This window comes from Pseudomonas sp. DR48 (assembly GCF_019823085.1).
Taxonomy (GTDB): domain Bacteria; phylum Pseudomonadota; class Gammaproteobacteria; order Pseudomonadales; family Pseudomonadaceae; genus Aquipseudomonas.
Window position 1 is genome coordinate 1873422 of sequence record NZ_CP081946.1, and the last position, 16927, is coordinate 1890348.

Here is a 16927-nt window from a genome sequence, read left to right on the forward strand (position 1 = left end):
CAGCCCCCCGTCGCCCCCTGAAAACCCTTGAAGCGAGCCCCGCCAACGCTTGCAGCGAGTGACCGACCGGTCGTCATCCGTGCTTCTTTCATCGGCTAATGCAAAGCTCGGTTTGCCGCGTGTGGCGGCGCACCCTAGAATGCCCCGATGCGCGATGATCTCTCCCTTCTGCTGAACTCCCTCAACGATGCCCAACGCCAGGCCGTAGCTGCCTCCGTGGGTCGTCAGTTGGTCCTGGCCGGTGCTGGCTCCGGTAAAACCCGAGTGCTGGTGCACCGTATCGCCTGGTTGATCCAGGTCGAGAACGCCTCGCCCCACTCGATCCTGTCGGTGACCTTCACCAATAAGGCCGCTGCCGAGATGCGTCATCGCATCGAGCAGCTGATGGGTATCAACCCGGCCGGCATGTGGGTCGGCACCTTCCACGGCCTGGCGCACCGCTTGTTGCGGGCGCATTGGCAGGAAGCCGGCCTGAGCCAGACGTTCCAGATTCTGGACAGCGACGACCAGCAACGGCTGGTCAAGCGGGTGATCCGCGAGCTGGGCCTGGACGAACAACGCTGGCCGGCCCGCCAGGCCCAGTGGTTCATCAACGGGCAGAAAGACGAAGGTCTGCGCCCACAACATATTCAAGCCAGCGGCGATCTGTTCCTGGCGACCATGCGCAGCATCTATGAGGCCTATGAGGCCGCGTGCCTGCGCGCGGGCGTGATCGATTTCTCCGAACTGCTGCTGCGCGCACTCGACCTGTGGCGCGATAATCCAGGGTTGCTGGCCCATTATCAGAAGCGCTTCCGGCACATTCTGGTGGACGAGTTCCAGGACACCAACGCCGTGCAGTACGCCTGGTTGCGCCTGCTGGCCAAGGGTGGCGACAGCCTCATGGTAGTGGGCGACGATGATCAGTCGATCTACGGCTGGCGTGGCGCGAAGATCGAGAATATCTATCAGTATTCCGACGACTTCCCGGACGCCGAGACCATTCGTCTGGAGCAGAACTACCGCTCCACCGCCGGCATCCTCAAGGCTGCCAACGCCCTGATCGCCAATAACACCGGGCGCATGGGCAAAGAACTGTGGACCGATGGCGGTGAAGGCGAAGCGATCAATTTGTACGCCGCGTTCAACGAGCATGACGAAGCACGTTATGTGGTGGAAACCATTGAAAGCGCGCTGAAAACCGGCTTGGCCCGCAGCGATATTGCGATTTTGTACCGCTCCAACGCCCAATCGCGCGTTTTGGAAGAAGCCTTGTTGCGCGAGCGCATTCCGTACCGCATCTATGGCGGTCAGCGCTTCTTCGAACGCGCGGAAATCAAGAACGCCATGGCTTACCTGCGTTTGCTCGAAGGCCGTGGCAACGATGCGGCGCTGGAGCGGGTGATTAACGTTCCGGCTCGCGGCATCGGTGAGAAAACCGTTGAAGCGATTCGCGATCATGCGCGCCATAGCGATGTGTCGATGTGGGAAGCCATGCGCTTGCTGGTCGCCAATAAAGGCCTGACCGGGCGAGCAGCAGGCGCGCTTGGGGCGTTTATCGAGCTGATCGAGAACCTCGCCGCCAAATGCATGGACATGCCGCTGCACTTGATGACCCAGACGGTCATCGAGCAGTCCGGGTTGATTGCCTACCACGAAGCGGAAAAAGGCGAGAAAGGCCAGGCCCGGGTAGAAAACCTTGAGGAGCTGGTCAGTGCCGCTCGCAACTTCGAAAACGCTGAAGAAGACGAAGACTTGTCGCCATTGGCGGCGTTCCTCGGTCATGCGTCGCTGGAGGCCGGAGACACTCAGGCCGACGAGCATGAAGACAGTATTCAGCTGATGACCTTGCACAGTGCCAAAGGGCTGGAATTCCCTTACGTGTTCCTGGTAGGCATGGAAGAAGGCCTGTTCCCGCACAAGATGAGCCTGGAAGAGCCCGGCCGCCTTGAAGAAGAACGTCGTTTGGCCTACGTCGGCATCACCCGGGCAATGCAGAACCTGGTGATGACCTATGCTGAAACCCGACGCCTGTACGGCAGCGAGACCTACAACAAAGTCTCGCGTTTCGTCCGTGAAGTGCCCAAGGGCCTGATCCAGGAAGTGCGGCTGTCCAACAGCGTCAGCCGTCCGTTCGGTGGCGGTCAGCAACAGAGTTCCAGCAGCCTGTTTGGCGGTAGCGAAATCCCGGACACCGGGTTCAGCCTCGGTCAGGCCGTACGGCATTCGGTGTTTGGCGACGGCGTGATCCTGAATTTCGAAGGCGCAGGGGCTCAGGCTCGGGTGCAGGTGAACTTCAGTGAAGGCAGCAAGTGGCTGATGTTGGGTTACGCGAAGCTGGAAGCTATTTAAGGTTCTCTACTAGCTGATCGTTCCCACGCTCTGCGTGGGAATGCATCCCGTGACGCTCCGCGTCACAGTGGGACGCAGAGCGTCCATGGCGGCGTTACCACGCAGAGCGTGGGAACGATCTATCTACAAAGGCGCGACAACATGGGCTCAGGTTTCTTTTCTTCTTGGACATTTTGGGCCCTGCTGTCGGCGGCATTCGCCGCGATGACCGCGCTGTTCGCCAAGATTGGCATCGAAAACGTCAATTCCGACTTCGCCACCCTGCTGCGCACCGTGGTAGTTCTCATCAGCCTGGCCTTGATTTTGTACGCCACGGGCCAATATCAATCATTAGGATCGATCTCGGCCAGGAGCTACCTTTTTCTGCTGCTGTCGGGATTGGCCACCGGCGCCTCGTGGATTTGCTATTTCCGCGCACTGAAAGTGGGACCAGCCTCATTGGTCGCCCCGGTGGACAAACTCAGCGTGGTGCTGGTGGCGGTGCTCAGCGTGGTCCTGCTGGGCGAAAAACTCGACCTGCGCCAATGGGGCGGTATCGGCTTGATTACAGCCGGTGTGGTCATGCTGGCGCTGCGACGCTAGGCATTGGTCCTACAGAAACTATCCACTCATCCTACGAACTAAAGTTAACAGGCCTTATTGCGCTGACCGAAGCTGAACACAAGCTGTCAGGCAAAAGCCCGAAACACTCTGCCGCTAGCCAGTTACACATTCGCTGTGCAACATGGCGCGCGTGCCATCCACAAATGGGAATTCCCTTTATGAAACGTTTTCTTAGCATCGCCATGGCGTTGTGCATCGGCCTGACGATGAGCCTCGACGCCAACGCCAAGCGCTTTGGTGGCGGCAAAAGCGTCGGCGCCGCGCCGACCCACCAAACCAGCCAAATGGCGCCTTCTTCTGCTGCCGGTGGCGGTGGCGCTGCCGCGACCGCGGGTGCTGCCGGTGCCGCTGGCGCTGCAGCCAAGGCTGGCGGTGCTTCGCGCTGGCTCGGCCCTCTGGCCGGTATCGCAGCCGGCGGCCTGCTGGCCTCCATGTTCATGGGCGGCGGCTTCCAGGGCATGCAGATCTTCGACATCCTGATCATGGCGGTCATCGCCTTCCTGATCTTCCGCTTCATCGCCGCCCGTCGTCGCAAGCAACAGGAGCACATGGCTCCGGCTGGCCACGCGCCGATGCAACGTGAAGTGTTCGAGAACAAGCCTGCCGGCGGTTCGATCTTCGGTGGCTCGCCGGCGCCAGCCGCCGCTCGTCCGGTAATCAACGCGCCAGCCTGGTTCAATGAGCAGAACTTCATTGAAGCGGCCCGCAACCACTTCCAGTCCCTGCAACAGCACTGGGACGCCAACGAAATGGATAAGATCGCCGAGTTCGTGACCCCGCAAATGCTGGAGTTCCTCAAACGCGAACGTGCGGACCTGGGCGACGGTTTCCAGTCGACCTACATCGACAACCTCCATGTACAACTGGACGGCGTGGATGACCGTGCGGACAAGACCATCGCCACCCTGACCTTCAGCGGTGTGTCGAAGACTTCGCGCTTCGACCAGGGCGAAGTGTTCAGCGAAAGCTGGAACATGGAACGTCCGCAAGGCGAGAACCAGCCTTGGCTGGTCGCTGGTATCCGCCAGAACGGCTGATCACCTCTGCGTTAAACAGGCAGTAATAAAAACCCCGGACTTGTCCGGGGTTTTCTATTTCGCAGTTGCATCTATAGCGAGCTACTGTATAAACCGCCCCATATAAACACCGCGCCATCAAGCAAGAGGATCCCGGACGTGGAAGAAATCATCGAACAACTGCGTGAAGCCAACGAACCGGTACCGGTCCCCTTGGAATTGCCAGACGAAGACCAGATCGTGGAAATCGAGGAACAATTGTTCATCGACATCCCGTTTGTCTTCAGAGAATTCTTGCTGACCGTCAGCGATGTGGTCTACGGCAGCCTGGAACCGGTGACAGTCACCGATCCACAATCCCACACCTACCTGCCGGACGTTGCCGCCAACGCCTGGGACGCAGGTGTTGACCGCAGCATGATCCCGATCTGCCAGGACGGTGACGATTATTACCTCGTCGAAGAAGACGGCACCGTGGTGCTGTGGCTCGCCGAAGAAGAGCTGCTCGCCGAAGAAACCTGGGAATCGGTGTGGCACTGGGCGCGGGACGTCTGGCTGGAAAGCTGAGTAACAAGCGGCACAGGGTCAATGCCCGGATGAATCCTTGTGGTTGTCCAGGGTTTCGAGCAAGGCCACCTGCATGCGCGTGTGCACGCGAATGAACCAGCGCCAGAGCAAGGCCGCCACGGCGGCCGCGACCACGGCGATCAATACCAGCAACTTGTTGGTCGGCAGAATACTGGCCGACAAGGCTGCCAGCAGCAGGAAGATCACCAGCAGCGAAAGGATCGGGATCACTTCGGCGATCACCCGACGCACTCGCTGCGTATGGCGGCCAGCCATGTCCGGCTTCACGCCCATCTCCGCCAACAACATCGACAGCGCCTTGAGCTTGCGATAGGCGGCGATCAGGAACGGCAGCGACAGCAGCAACGCCCCACCCCAGATCAACGCCTTCTGCCAGCTCGAATCGCTGATCCAGTCTTGCAGGTAAGTGGACATGCGTTCGGCGAAGAACGCGCCCGAAAAGAAGATCGCAATTACCAGCGCCAGATTGACCCCCACCTGCAACAGAATCCGCCGAATCATCGACGCCAGCAGCGCGCCCTCGCCCTGAGGCTGGATGCTGCGTAACCACTCGCCATACATTCCCAACACTCGGCCCAGGCGCTGCGGCATCACTGCCGCAAGCCTGATCGACAGCGGATCCGCCGCGCGGATCAGATACGGCGTCAGCAACGTTGTAATCACCGACACCGCCACGGCGACCGGGTAAAGGAAGTTGCTGGTGACCTGCAGGGTCATGCCCAGCGCAGCGATGATGAAGGAGAATTCGCCAATCTGCGAAAGACCCATCCCGACCCGTAGAGAGGTGCGTCCGTCATTGCCGGCGATAAAGGCGCCAAGGCCACAGGACAGCATCTTGCCCAGTACCACCGCCACAGTGATCACGGCGATCGGCCAGGCGTATTGCAGCAAGATCATCGGATCAAGCATCAGTCCGATGGCGACAAAGAAAATCGCGCTGAACAAGTCGCGAACCGGCTCGATCAAGCGCTCAATCTTCAGTAATTGGCGGGACTCGGCCATGATTGCACCAATCAGGAACGCGCCAAGGACCATGCTGTATTCGAGCTTCACCACCAGCAGGCAGAAGCCGAAACACAGCCCGAGAACCGTGATCAGCAGCATTTCGTTACTGTCGAATTTCGCCACATAAGCCAGCAGCCGAGGCACCAGCAGGATGCCGATCACCAGCGCAACGATCATGAACAGCGAGAGCTTGCCCACCGTGGAGAACACTTCGCCGGAGCTGACCGTGCCGCTGACGGCGATGCTCGACAGCAAGGCAATGATGCCAATGCCGAGGATGTCCTCGACGATCAGCACGCCGAAAATCAACTGCGCAAAACGCTCGTTTTTCATCTTCAGGTCATTGAGCGCCTTGACGATGATGGTGGTCGAGGAAATCGCCAGAATCGCGCCAAGGAACAATGAATCCATGGTGTTCCAGTCGAACCAACGGCCGATTTCGTAACCGATCCAGATCATCAGCACGATTTCCAGGAACGCTGCGATAAATGCCGTGGCGCCGACCTTGAACAGCTTTCGCAGACTGAACTCCAGGCCCAGGCAAAACATCAGGAAAATCACCCCGAGTTCGGCGACGGTCTTGATGGTTTCTTCGTCGTGAATCAGGCCAAACGGCGGTGTGTGCGGGCCTATGATGAAGCCGGCAACGATGTAGCCCAACACCACCGGCTGTTTGAACCGATGGAACAGCACGGTCACCACGCCCGCGACCAACATGATCACTGCCAGATCCTGAATAAAACTGATGGCATGCATGGTGTGGGCTCCTTGAGGTGGACTTTTGGAGGGTAACACCGCGACTTCCGCCAGAAAGGCGGTGCAATATATGGAAACAGATCGATCCGGCGTGACGGCAATCACCCGCCCGGCGTCCCGATAACTGTGGTTTGAAAAAACCTACCAGGCCCCCATAGAGGCGCCGCCCTTCCGAAATTCTGCCTTGAATCGTGAGAACGCTATGGAACCCGGAAACGCCCAGCTGTCGATGACGGTATTGATGACCCCCGACATGGCCAACTTCTCTGGCAATGTCCACGGCGGCACCCTGCTCAAATACCTCGACGAAGTGGCCTACGCCTGCGCCAGCCGTTATGCCGGCCGCTACGTGGTGACCTTGTCGGTGGATCAGGTGATTTTCCGCGAGCCGATTCATGTCGGCGAATTGGTGACCTTTCTGGCATCGGTCAACTACACCGGCAACACGTCCATGGAAGTGGGCATCAAGGTGGTGACGGAGAACATTCGCGAGCGTTCGGTGCGCCACACCAACAGCTGTTTCTTCACCATGGTGGCGGTGGATGACGACCGTAAACCGGCTTCAGTGCCGCCGCTGCAGCCACAGAATAGCGAAGACAAGCGCCGCTTCATCCAGGCCCAGCAGCGCCGGCAGATTCGCCAGGAGCTGGAAAAGCGCTATCAGGAAATCAAGGGCGATGCTTGAGGCTTGCGGTTAACATCAGATAGCCATCGCGAGCAAGCTCGCTCCCACAGGGGTTTGTGAACAACCCGATCAATGTGGGAGCGAGCTTGCTCGCGATGGCGGTCAACGCAGATCAAAGGCTGATCGCGGTCGCTTCGAACTTGACCCGTGGATGCGCTATCCGGTCCTGCGCTCGCACCAGTTCCAGCTCGTAGCTGGCGCAGGCCTGGGTTTCCAGCAGCACTTCATGCACTGCCGCCGCGGTGAATTCGAAGGCCGCCACCAGACTGTCGCCCAACAGCACCCGGGCCAGGAATAGCCCGGACGTCAGATCGCCAACGCCCACCGGCTGTCGCGGAAACGCCAGCAGCGGGCGGCGTAGGTGCCAGCTGCCTTCTGCCGTCACCAGCAACATCTCAAAGCCATCCGCCGGTTTACCGGGATAGTCCAGATGCTTGACCAAGATAGCTTTCGGTCCGCGTGCCAGGAGCGCTCGCGCCATTGCCAGGCAATCGAACAGTGACTGCGGCTTGCGTCCCGAGAAGCTGTCCAGCTCCAGCTGGTTCGGGCACATGAAGTCCGCCACCGACGCCGCTTCCTCCAGCAGAAAATCACTGACCTCGGCCGGCACACTGCAACCCTTCTCCGGATGGCCCATGACCGGGTCGCACATATACAGCGCCTTGGGGTTCATCGACTTGATCCGCGCCACGCCGGTCAGGATTGCCCGGCCCTGGGCGGCACTGCCGAGGTAACCGGACAGCACCGCATCGCAATTGCCCAGCTCGCCAATCGCCGCGATGCCTTCGATCAAATCGGGAATCTGGTGCGGTGCCAGCACTTCTCCGGTCCATTGCCCATACTGGGTGTGGTTGGAGAACTGCACCGTGTTGAGCGGCCAGACGTTTACCCCGACCCGCTGCATCGGGAAGACCGCAGCGCTGTTGCCAGCGTGACCAAACACCACGTGGGACTGAATGGCGAGCAGATGGGGCGTACGTTTCATGCGGTGATTTTTCCGTCAAACGATTGAAATTCGAGCTGCGCAGTATGCGACTAAACGCAGCCTGTACGACAGACCGGCGACACAGTTAAGCTGGCACTACCTTGTTGGAGCAACCCGTTGATGCTGACCCTCGGAAATATCTTCGTGCTGATGCTGCTCGCCACCGGTGGCGCTTGGCTGTGGCACAACCACGGCTTGCGCGAGCGCGCGTTGGAGCGGGTCAAGCAGCATTGCGCCAAGCTCGGTATCGAGCTGCTGGACGGCAACGTCGCCTTGAAAAAAATCGCGTTCATCAAAGACGCCAACGGCCGTCGACGTCTGGCCCGTGTGTATAACTTTGAGTTCACCGTGACCGGTGAAACCCGCCACAACGGCACCATCACCCAATTCGGCGCCCACAGTGCACAGATCGAACTGGCGCCCTACCCGATGCCCTTTGATGACACCCCAGCGGTGGTCGACGTCGTGAAGCCGCGCGCTGAAGTAATCGAACTAAGCCAGTGGCGCCAGGAACACACCAAATGGCGTCCTTAACCCGACCGACAGTCGGCCAGGGCGCTTTGCAGTGAATCAATGTCCTGCTGCTCACTGAAAATCAATTCGATGCGCGAATCCTGACGCCATTCGCTGGGCTGCCATTGCAATGGCGAGTTATCCAACGCATTCGCCGACACCCAGCCATCGACGCTGTGGATAATCAGCTTGGCGCGCCGCCAGGCAAGGCTGTCGAGCCATTTCCCAACGAGCGAGGCATCGAACGTCTGGCTCGGATGCCAACGCCAACCAATGCTCCAGATACCTTCCTGTTGCTGGCTCAAGCATATCGGCAGCGTTGGATCGGTCCAGATCGCAGGCATCTGCGCCAATCCTTTGGGGACGATGAAATTATCCACACCCGCCACCGCCTGAACCCTGTAACCCGGCAATTCGTTCAAGGGCAATTGAGCCAATTGCGTCCAATACAAATTGCGATCAGGCAACTGCTCGGCGACTCGCTGACGATCATTGCCGTCCAGGCCTTCAGACTTGTTCAGCAACAGCAAACCAGCGCTACTTAGCGCGGCCTGCTGTGATTCCGGCAGCGGCTTGCCAACGGCAAGGGCTTGGGCATCCAGCACCAGAACACTCGGCTGAACCGCCAACACGCCTGCCCACGGAGCTTCACTCAACTGGCGAAGCAACTGCGCCGGATGGCCCAGGCCTGAGGGTTCGATGAACAGCCGATCCGGCCGAGCCTTGCGCAACAACCGCCCGAGTCCGATCTGAAACGGCGCACCGTTCACGCAACACAAACAGCCGCCGGCCACTTCACCCAGTGCGATACCATCGGCGTCCTGGGTCAGGAGCGCAGCGTCGAGGCCGATCTGGCCGAACTCATTGATCAACACTGCCCAGCGCTCGCCGATCGGCCGCTGTAGCAGCAGGTGCTTGATCAGGCTGGTCTTGCCGGCACCCAAAGGGCCAGCAATGACGTGAGTGGGAATGTTCTGCAACATGATCGATATTTTCTTGGGAGGTAATGGATGCGGTTGACGGGATTATCGTTGCTCTTGGTGCTCTGTTCCGGCGAGGCACTGGCGCAGGCTTGTGTAGTACATAGCACAGCCGAGCGACTCGACGTGAAAGTCTGCCAGCAGAACCGCAACATCCCGGAAAAGCTCTTCGCCGACGGTTTCTGCCAGCCGAATCTCCCGGGTCAGAAAGTCGAGGTGCAGTACGTCGACCAATGCCCCACCGGCGCTTTTGGTGTGTGCAGCAACGCCCAAGTCGCCAATATGCCTTACCGGCAGGATATTCACTATTACGGCGTGGCCACCGACACAGCGTATTTGAAGCCGTTTTGCGAAGCCCAGAGCCAGGGCACCTGGATCAAGCCCTGAGGCACTAGGCTAACCAATCCAGGGTCAGCATCAACCGCCGTGCTCCTGGTGGCAGTTGCGGCGAGCGGTGGATCAAACCAAACCCTTCGTTGCCATGCCACTTCTCCCCTTTGAGCAGCGCGACTTCACCGCTGCCGATGTGTTCGATCAGCGAATCTTGAAGGGGTTCAGCGTCTGGTGTGCCTAAAAACCGTCGATCCATCACCCCTTCTTTCAGCCACTGACTGCCCACGCCAGCGTAGGTGCTGATCAACCGCACCAGCACATGATCGACGTGGAAACGCGGGCACATGGCCTTGTCCAGAATCCGTACACGCAAGCCAACGCGCTTGGCGCCCAACAGGCAAGAGAACGCGCTGACCAGCCAGGACACGTCGGCAATAAAACCCTCATACCCCTCGAGATCGCTGAAACATGAGGCCAGGCCAAGCAGATTGGGCTCGGTGTCATCGTTGGGCATTTCCAGCACCAGCGACTCGGCCAGCGGCTCGTTCAAGGACAGCAGCAAGCGCGCAAAATCGCCAATGTGCACGGGAAGCTGGCGTTTCCAGACGGCGAGATTGACGCCGTCCTCAAGAATTCGGGTCAGTGTTTGCGGCGTTTCACCCTGAACCTGTTGAACAATCGTTTGCCGCTTCGAACTGGGTGCCAACATCAGGCTGCAGCCTCTTCGTGCCACGGGCCGAACGGATCGGCCAGTAAACGCCAGCCTTCGACGCCCAAGGCCATTTCATCGTCAGTCAGCAGGCAGTTATCGAGCTCGACGGCAAGTTGTGCGAAGTCGATGTTCTGGCCGATGAAAACCAATTCCTGACGGCAATCGCCGGTGACGCCGGTCCAGTTTTGCATGATCGCGGCGGTGCTTTCTTCGTCCTGCGGCCACTGGTTTTTCGGCACGAAGCGCCACCAGCGCCCAGCGAAACCATGGCGCATCAACCCGCCGGCCTGAGACCAACTGCCGGCATCCATGTGCTTGCTGGCCAGCCAGAAGAAACCTTTGGAGCGCAGCAACTTACCATTCACCCACGGACGGTCGATGAAGCTGAAAAAACGCTGCGGATGAAACGGCCGGCGCGCGCGATAGGCCGTCGAAGCGATGCCATATTCCTCGGTTTCCGGTACATGTTCGCCCCGCAACTCTTGCAGCCAGCCGGGTGCCTGAGCAGCCTTGTCGAAGTCGAAGCGGCCGGTGTCGAGGATCTTTTCAAGAGGAATCTCACCCATGACCATCGGAATGATTTCAGCCTGGGCATTGAGACGCTCAAGGATTGCGACCAACTCCTGACGCTCGCTGCTGCTGATCAAATCGATCTTGCTGATGAGGATCACATCGGCAAATTCGATCTGCTCGATCAGCAAGTCTGTGATCGACCTGTCATCTTCTTCGCCCAACGTTTCACCACGGGAAGCGAGGCTTTCAGCGGCCTGATAGTCGAGCAGGAAGTTCATGCCGTCGACCACGGTGACCATGGTGTCCAGGCGCGCGATGTCGGCGAGGCTTTGCCCCTCCTCATCCCGAAACGTGAAGGTTTCCGCCACGGGCAGCGGCTCGGAAATGCCGGTGGATTCGATCAACAGGTAATCGAAGCGGCCGTCCCGGGCGAGCTTGCTGACTTCTTCGAGCAAGTCCTCGCGCAAGGTGCAGCAAATACAGCCATTGCTCATCTCGACGAGTTTTTCCTCGGCGCGGTTCAGGCTGACATCGCGCTGGACTTCGCTGCCATCGATGTTGATCTCGCTCATATCGTTGACGATCACGGCAACGCGCAAGTTTTCGCGGTTACGCAGTACGTAATTGAGCAGCGTGCTTTTACCGGCACCGAGAAAGCCCGAAAGGACGGTGACGGGGAGACGATTGGGCATCAGGGATTCCTCACAAGGGATGCCCGGTCGCAGTGTCGGGCTTGATTGGATGTTATAGTATAACAACGCAATCTAGCCACTTTCCTCTTGCTCACGACGATAAAGGGACCGATGCTGAAGCCCGTTTGGCCCGAGGGAAATCCCATGCATATCGCCCTGAAACTGGCGCTGCTGAGCGTTGTGCCGCTGCTGACTATGAATGCCTGGGCGCAAATCCCGAGCCTGGCCAAATGCACCCGAAGCGCCAACTTGCTCGTCTGCGCAGATGCCGATGGCAACGCTTATAGCGTCAACACGGTTGGCAGCACGATCTATCTGCGAGGCTTCGAAAAAACCGGTAAACGCTATTGGGCGCAGACCAACAGCCGCTACGGGCAACTGACATTCTTCACCGGTATCGCTTCCGACGGCGAAGCCTGGGTCGGCTACAACCGCCGGGTTGGCTGGACCACGATCAATCGCTTCTCCAGTTCCGGCGGCAGCAGCGCCAAATTCACATGTAGCCGGATTGCCGGTTGTTAGGCCTGCAGTTTTTTCTGCGATTGTTGCCAGGCGATGTAGCTGTCGGTCGGCGGATTTTTCTGGAAGTAGCGCTGCAAGCCTTCGAACAGGCCGTCCGCCACGGCCTGCTGATGACGTGCGGTAACCAGTCGCTGGCTGTCGCGAGAGTTTGAAATGAAGCCGGTCTCCACCAGGATCGACGGCACATCCGGCGACTTCAATACGGCGAATCCCGCCTGCTCCACACGTTTCTGATGCAGCGTGGTGATGCCCGCCAAACTGTCGAGGACGGTGCTGCCCAGCTGCAAGCTCGCAGCAATGGTTGCGTTCATCGACATGTCGAGAATCACCCCGGCCAGCATCGGGTCCTTGTCCTTGAGATTGAGCAAACGGGTGGCACCCAGCAGGTCTGCGCCGTTCTCTCGCTGCGCCATGAAACGTGCAGTGGCCGAGGTGGCACCGCCTTCAGATAAGCAATACACCGAAGCGCCTGAAGCGGTAAGACGCGGCGCCGCGTCCGCGTGTACCGAGATAAACATATCGGCATTGTGCTTGCGGGCAATCTCTACACGTTTGCGCAACGGAACGAAGAAATCGTCATTGCGCACCAGCTTCACGTCGAAACCTTTCTCGCGTTTGAGCCTTTTGGCCAGGAGCTGAGCGATGGACAGCACCACGTCTTTCTCGCGCTCACCTTTGGCGCCGACCGCGCCAGGGTCTTTGCCACCGTGGCCAGGATCGACCACCACGATAATGTCGCGTTTGCGGTGAGCCTTGTCGAGGATCTGCTGTGGCGCCGCGGCGATTTGTAACGGCGCAACCGTCTTCAGATCGAGCACCAACCGGTGGCCCTGCCCATCCTGTGGCGGCAGAAGAAAACTGTCGAGCTGCACCGGGCCGCCAAGGTCGAGCACGATCCGCGTATCTCCTTGGCCAAAATGCCCGGAGCGGATCGAGCGAATTACCGTGTTGTCGACCGCTAACTGACTGATGTCGCCGCTGAGAGTGGCCCCGCTCAAGTCGATGATCAGCCGCTCAGGCGCACTCAGGGAAAACGTTTTGTAATGCACCGGCCCACTCAGATCAAACACCAATCGCAGTTTGTCATCCGAACGCCAGAGTCGCGCGTTGCGAATCTGCGTGGCCGAAACGCCAAACGGCAAGGCGAAGGCCGCACTGGCCAGAATCCAGTTGAGCAAGTGACGTCTGTGCATGCTGAAGACTCGTTCATGAAAAAGGCGTAGTGGAATTTAATGTAATAACATAACATGCAAGTTCAACTTCCACGATGGACCTGCTCATGAATGCGCTGACTCTGCCGGATATCGCCGCGCAGGCCTCACGCCAAGCCCTGCCGCTCGATTGGGTGGGCATGTGCGGCATTGCTCTTCCTGTTTTGTTCGATGGCCAAAGGCTGAGTGCAAAAGCTGACGCTGGCGTGAGTCTTGACGACGGCGAGGCGCGCGGCATCCATATGTCGCGCCTGTATGTGGCACTGGAAATGCTGGAGCACGAAACCCTGACTCCCGCTTTGTTGCGGCGAGTCTTGCAACGTTTTCTAGACAGCCATGAAGGACTGTCGCGCAGCGCGTACCTGAAAATTCACACCGACTTGCTGCTCAAAAGGCCGGCGCTGATCAGCCCATTGGCTGGCTGGAAAACTTATCCCGTGAGCATTGAAGCGCGTTTGAAAAACGCGATGTTCCACGTGGAACTAAAAATCGATGTTTCATATTCCTCGACTTGCCCATGTTCCGCAGCCCTGTCGCGGCAGTTGATTCAGCAACAATTCGTCGAAGACTTTGCCAACAAAGCCCTGCAGCACGCTGAAGTATTGGCCTGGCTTGGTTCCACAAAAGGCATCGTTGCGACGCCTCATAGCCAGCGGAGCACCGCTCATTTGTGCTTGCGTCTGGATGATTATCTGGATGAATTTCCGCTAATCGCGTTCATCAACGACGCCGAGGCAGCACTCGGGACCGCCGTGCAAACCGCAGTGAAACGCGCCGACGAGCAGGCCTTTGCCTTGGCGAATGGGCAGAATCTGATGTTCTGCGAAGACGCCGTTCGGCGTTTGAATCTGGCGATGAAACGCTCTCCAGGACTCAATGCTTTCCACCTGCGCGTCGTGCACGCCGAGAGCCTGCATGCGCACGATGCCGTCGCCGAAAGCCGATGGAACTGGGAGGCAGCATGATCCATTGCCAAGCGCTGCGTTGGGGCGCACCCGGCCAACCACTGACGCCCGCCGTGGATTTTGAGTTGCCGAAGGGCAGCCTCACCGCCGTGATCGGCGCTAACGGTTCGGGTAAAAGCAGTTTGTTGAAAGTCATCGCGGGGCTGCAAAAACCGCTGAACGGAAAGGTCATCCTCGATGTTCCACGCAAGGGCTCACTCTCCTTTCTCCCCCAGCAACAACATCTGGACCGGCAATTTCCGATCAGCCTGCAAGCGTTGGTGGCCGCCGGTTTTTGGGGCAGCAAGCAATCGCCAGAGATACGCCGCGATCGCCTTAAAGCCGTACTGGAGGATTGGTGCCTCACAGGATTGGAGCAACGCCCGCTGATGGCACTCTCCGGCGGCGAATTGCAACGCGCCCTGCTCGCCCGTCTGAGCCTCGCCGCAGCGCCAGTTCTATTACTCGATGAGCCCCATGCCGCGCTTGATGAACTGGGTCAGTCGTTGCTCTGGAAACACATCCACGCTTGGCACGCCGAAGGGCGAACGCTGGTGGTTGTGTGTCATGACCTCGGTGCCGTTCGCCAACACATTCCCCAGACGTTATTGATCAAAAGCAGCGGTTGCGTTCTTGGTCCGAGCACTGAGCTGATTCTCCAGCAACCGCATACGCAGGTGGCCTGATGCTCGCTGTCGCTCAACTCTGGCAACCGTTCCACGAATTCGTGTTCATGCGCCGGGCGTTGCTCGGGGGATTGGTTTTAGCCTGCAGCACGGCACCGCTTGGCGTATTCCTGATCCTGCGACGCATGAGCCTAATCGGCGATGCAGTCGCTCACGGCATCCTGCCTGGCGCAGCACTCGGCTTCTGGTTCGCCGGATTGAGTCTGCCGGCACTGACCCTCGGCGGTCTTGGTGCAGGTCTGAGCATGGCCGGCATCGCGGCGTGGATTACCCGCCGTACAGGTTTGCGCGAAGACGCGAGCCTTGCCGCGATCTACCCGATTTCCCTCGCCGGCGGCGTGTTGATACTTGGTATCGCCGGCAAGCGCCTGGACCTGCTCCACCTGCTATTTGGCTCGGCACTGGCGGTCGACGGCCCAACGCTGACGGGGATGCTCTGGGTCTCCGGCTTCAGCCTGATTGCCATGGCCTGCATCTACAAACCCCTGTTGCTGGACACCCTCGACCCGCTCTTCCTACAAACCGTCAGCCGTCTCGGTCCATTGGCACACGGCGTATTTCTGACCTTGGTGGTGCTCAACCTGGTGATCGGATTCCAAGCCATCGGCGCACTGATGGTCGTCGGTTTGATGATGTTGCCCGCCGCTGCATCGCGTTTCTGCAGCCGTCGATTGCCGGTGTTGATGGCGATTGCTGCTCTCCTCGGCTGCCTCTCGGTGTGGCTCGGATTACTGCTGTCGTTCTATTACTCGCTGCCCAGCGGACCTGCCATTGTCTTGGTCGCAGGCAGTTTATATGTGCTCTGCGTGGTGTTCGGACCGGTACACGGCTTGCTGCGGCGCCCGCCTTTGCTCACATCCCAATGAGGTGTTTCCCGATGCGCGCTCTACTCGTGCTGTTCAGTTTGATGCTGTCGATGTCATTGTCGGCGGCGGAAAAACTACAGGTGGTTACCAGCTTCAGCATCCTCGCCGACATGACGCATCAGGTCGGCGGCGACCATATTCAGATCACCAACATGGTTGGCCCCGATGCCGATGCCCACACGTACGAGCCGACTCCGGACGACGCCAAGGCACTGCTCAACGCCAGACTGATCATCAAGAACGGTTTGGGTTTCGAGCCCTGGCTGGACCGGCTGGTGACCAGCACCGAGACCAAAGCGCCTGTGATCAGCGCAAGCCACGGCGTTATCCCACGCTCACTGGACGAGGACGGCGAGACCGTGCCGGACCCTCATGCCTGGCACAACCTGGCCAATACCGAGCTTTATATCAGCAACATCTCCAAGGCGCTGATCGCGGCTGACCCGGCGAACAAAGCCGACTACGAGCGCAACAGCCAGGCTTACTTGAAACAGATCTACGCGCTGCTTGCCCAAGCCAAGGCCAAGCTCGGTTCACTGCCACCGGGCAACCGCAAGATCGTCACCTCCCATGACGCCTTCGGCTACCTCGGTCAGGCTTACGGCATCGACTTCATGGCGCCGCAAGGTTTGTCCACCGAACGTGAACCTTCGGCCACCGAAGTCGCTGCGCTGATCACTCAAATTCGCCAGGCCAAGGTCAAAGCCGTGTTTATGGAGAACATCAAGGACGCGCGCCTGCTCAAACAAATAGCCGACGAAAGCGGTGCGCACATCGGTGGCACGTTGTACTCCGATGCCTTGGCGGCAACCGGCCCGGCCAGCACCTTCGCCGGCCTGTTCCAATACAACCTCAATACCCTGTACGACGCGTTGAGCAAGCCATGATCCGCAAGAATCCATCGGGTGATTTACCGCTGATTACCGAGTCGGCTCACGTGGACACAACTCGGCGGTCGATGGCCGTCAGTTGCCCGAAGACTGTGA

18 protein-coding genes and 1 pseudogene are annotated in these 16927 nt (G+C 59.1%); 13 read left to right on the forward strand and 6 right to left on the reverse strand.

Going from position 1 to position 16927, the window contains the following annotated elements; all coding sequences use genetic code 11:
- The first annotated feature begins 147 nt into the window (after window positions 1–147).
- From uvrD to K5K95_RS08615, 4 genes are all read left to right on the forward strand, one after another.
- Window positions 148–2331 (forward strand): DNA helicase II, encoded by a 2184-nt coding sequence (gene uvrD / locus K5K95_RS08600; RefSeq protein WP_222589096.1) that lies wholly within the window; start codon window positions 148–150, stop codon window positions 2329–2331.
- A gap of 141 nt (window positions 2332–2472) precedes the next feature.
- A complete protein-coding gene (locus tag K5K95_RS08605) occupies window positions 2473–2913 on the forward strand; it encodes an EamA family transporter (protein WP_222589097.1) in 441 nt (146 codons plus the stop codon).
- A gap of 179 nt (window positions 2914–3092) precedes the next feature.
- The gene (locus K5K95_RS08610; RefSeq protein WP_222589098.1) at window positions 3093–3971 is read left to right on the forward strand and encodes a Tim44 domain-containing protein; all 879 of its coding nucleotides are present in this window, start codon (window positions 3093–3095) and stop codon (window positions 3969–3971) included.
- Window positions 3972–4109: 138 nt separating this feature from the next.
- A complete protein-coding gene (locus tag K5K95_RS08615; protein WP_222589099.1) occupies window positions 4110–4517 on the forward strand; it encodes an SMI1/KNR4 family protein in 408 nt (135 codons plus the stop codon).
- An 18-nt stretch (window positions 4518–4535) separates the two neighbouring features.
- Here K5K95_RS08615 and K5K95_RS08620 read toward each other — a convergent pair whose 3' ends face one another.
- Complete coding sequence (locus K5K95_RS08620) at window positions 4536–6299, reverse strand: cation:proton antiporter (RefSeq protein ID WP_222589100.1); 1764 nt, start codon at window positions 6297–6299, stop codon at window positions 4536–4538.
- A 202-nt stretch (window positions 6300–6501) separates the two neighbouring features.
- Here K5K95_RS08620 and K5K95_RS08625 point away from each other — a divergent pair, with 202 nt between their 5' ends.
- Entirely contained in the window at window positions 6502–6984 is a 483-nt protein-coding gene (locus K5K95_RS08625) for an acyl-CoA thioesterase (protein ID WP_208670802.1), read from the forward strand.
- Window positions 6985–7096: 112 nt separating this feature from the next.
- Here the strand turns inward: K5K95_RS08625 and pdxY are convergent, their stop codons facing one another.
- Window positions 7097–7969 (reverse strand): pyridoxal kinase PdxY, encoded by an 873-nt coding sequence (gene pdxY, locus K5K95_RS08630; protein ID WP_222589101.1) that lies wholly within the window; start codon window positions 7967–7969, stop codon window positions 7097–7099.
- Window positions 7970–8089: 120 nt separating this feature from the next.
- On the opposite strand from pdxY, the gene K5K95_RS08635 reads away from it, so the two are divergent.
- On the forward strand, window positions 8090–8503 hold the full coding sequence (locus K5K95_RS08635) for a DUF3301 domain-containing protein (RefSeq protein WP_123433186.1): 414 nt from the start codon (window positions 8090–8092) through the stop codon (window positions 8501–8503).
- Here the strand turns inward: K5K95_RS08635 and K5K95_RS08640 are convergent.
- Window positions 8500–9465, reverse strand: a complete 966-nt coding sequence (locus K5K95_RS08640; protein ID WP_222589102.1) for a CobW family GTP-binding protein — start codon at window positions 9463–9465, stop codon at window positions 8500–8502. The genes K5K95_RS08635 and K5K95_RS08640 overlap by 4 nt on opposite strands.
- Window positions 9466–9492: 27 nt before the next feature.
- On the opposite strand from K5K95_RS08640, the gene K5K95_RS08645 reads away from it, so the two are divergent.
- On the forward strand, window positions 9493–9849 hold the full coding sequence (locus K5K95_RS08645; RefSeq protein ID WP_222589103.1) for an NADH:ubiquinone oxidoreductase: 357 nt from the start codon (window positions 9493–9495) through the stop codon (window positions 9847–9849).
- 4 nt (window positions 9850–9853) lie between these two features.
- Here the strand turns inward: K5K95_RS08645 and K5K95_RS08650 are convergent, their stop codons facing one another.
- Both K5K95_RS08650 and zigA read right to left on the reverse strand, forming a co-directional pair.
- Window positions 9854–10504, reverse strand: coding sequence for a DUF1826 domain-containing protein (locus K5K95_RS08650; protein ID WP_222589104.1), 651 nt, complete (start codon window positions 10502–10504; stop codon window positions 9854–9856).
- Window positions 10504–11712: a zinc metallochaperone GTPase ZigA gene (gene zigA, locus K5K95_RS08655; RefSeq protein ID WP_222589105.1), complete on the reverse strand. Its 1209-nt coding sequence runs from the start codon at window positions 11710–11712 to the stop codon at window positions 10504–10506. The genes K5K95_RS08650 and zigA overlap by 1 nt, the downstream gene beginning before the upstream one ends.
- A gap of 144 nt (window positions 11713–11856) precedes the next feature.
- Between zigA and K5K95_RS08660 the strand changes: the two genes are divergently transcribed.
- Window positions 11857–12234, forward strand: coding sequence for a glutamine synthetase (locus tag K5K95_RS08660; RefSeq protein WP_222589106.1), 378 nt, complete (start codon window positions 11857–11859; stop codon window positions 12232–12234).
- Here the strand turns inward: K5K95_RS08660 and K5K95_RS08665 are convergent.
- Window positions 12231–13427: an N-acetylmuramoyl-L-alanine amidase gene (locus K5K95_RS08665; protein ID WP_222589107.1), complete on the reverse strand. Its 1197-nt coding sequence runs from the start codon at window positions 13425–13427 to the stop codon at window positions 12231–12233. The two genes, K5K95_RS08660 and K5K95_RS08665, sit on opposite strands and share 4 nt — an antisense overlap.
- Before the next feature lie 86 nt (window positions 13428–13513).
- On the opposite strand from K5K95_RS08665, the gene folE2 reads away from it, so the two are divergent.
- The 5 genes and pseudogenes from folE2 to K5K95_RS33530 all read left to right on the forward strand — a co-directional run.
- On the forward strand, window positions 13514–14410 hold the full coding sequence (gene folE2, locus K5K95_RS08670; protein ID WP_222590313.1) for a GTP cyclohydrolase FolE2: 897 nt from the start codon (window positions 13514–13516) through the stop codon (window positions 14408–14410).
- Window positions 14407–15075 carry a metal ABC transporter ATP-binding protein gene (locus tag K5K95_RS08675; protein ID WP_222589108.1) on the forward strand — a complete coding sequence of 223 codons (669 nt, stop codon included), beginning with the start codon at window positions 14407–14409 and terminating at the stop codon, window positions 15073–15075. Before folE2 ends, K5K95_RS08675 begins: the two co-directional genes overlap by 4 nt.
- Entirely contained in the window at window positions 15075–15941 is an 867-nt protein-coding gene (locus K5K95_RS08680) for a metal ABC transporter permease (RefSeq protein ID WP_222589109.1), read from the forward strand. The genes K5K95_RS08675 and K5K95_RS08680 overlap by 1 nt, the downstream gene beginning before the upstream one ends.
- Before the next feature lie 11 nt (window positions 15942–15952).
- Window positions 15953–16828 carry a metal ABC transporter substrate-binding protein gene (locus K5K95_RS08685; protein ID WP_222589110.1) on the forward strand — a complete coding sequence of 292 codons (876 nt, stop codon included), beginning with the start codon at window positions 15953–15955 and terminating at the stop codon, window positions 16826–16828.
- A pseudogene (locus K5K95_RS33530) lies at window positions 16825–16926 on the forward strand (hypothetical protein); the annotation flags it as partial. The gene K5K95_RS08685 and the pseudogene K5K95_RS33530, both read left to right, overlap by 4 nt.
- Window position 16927 lies beyond the last annotated feature (1 nt).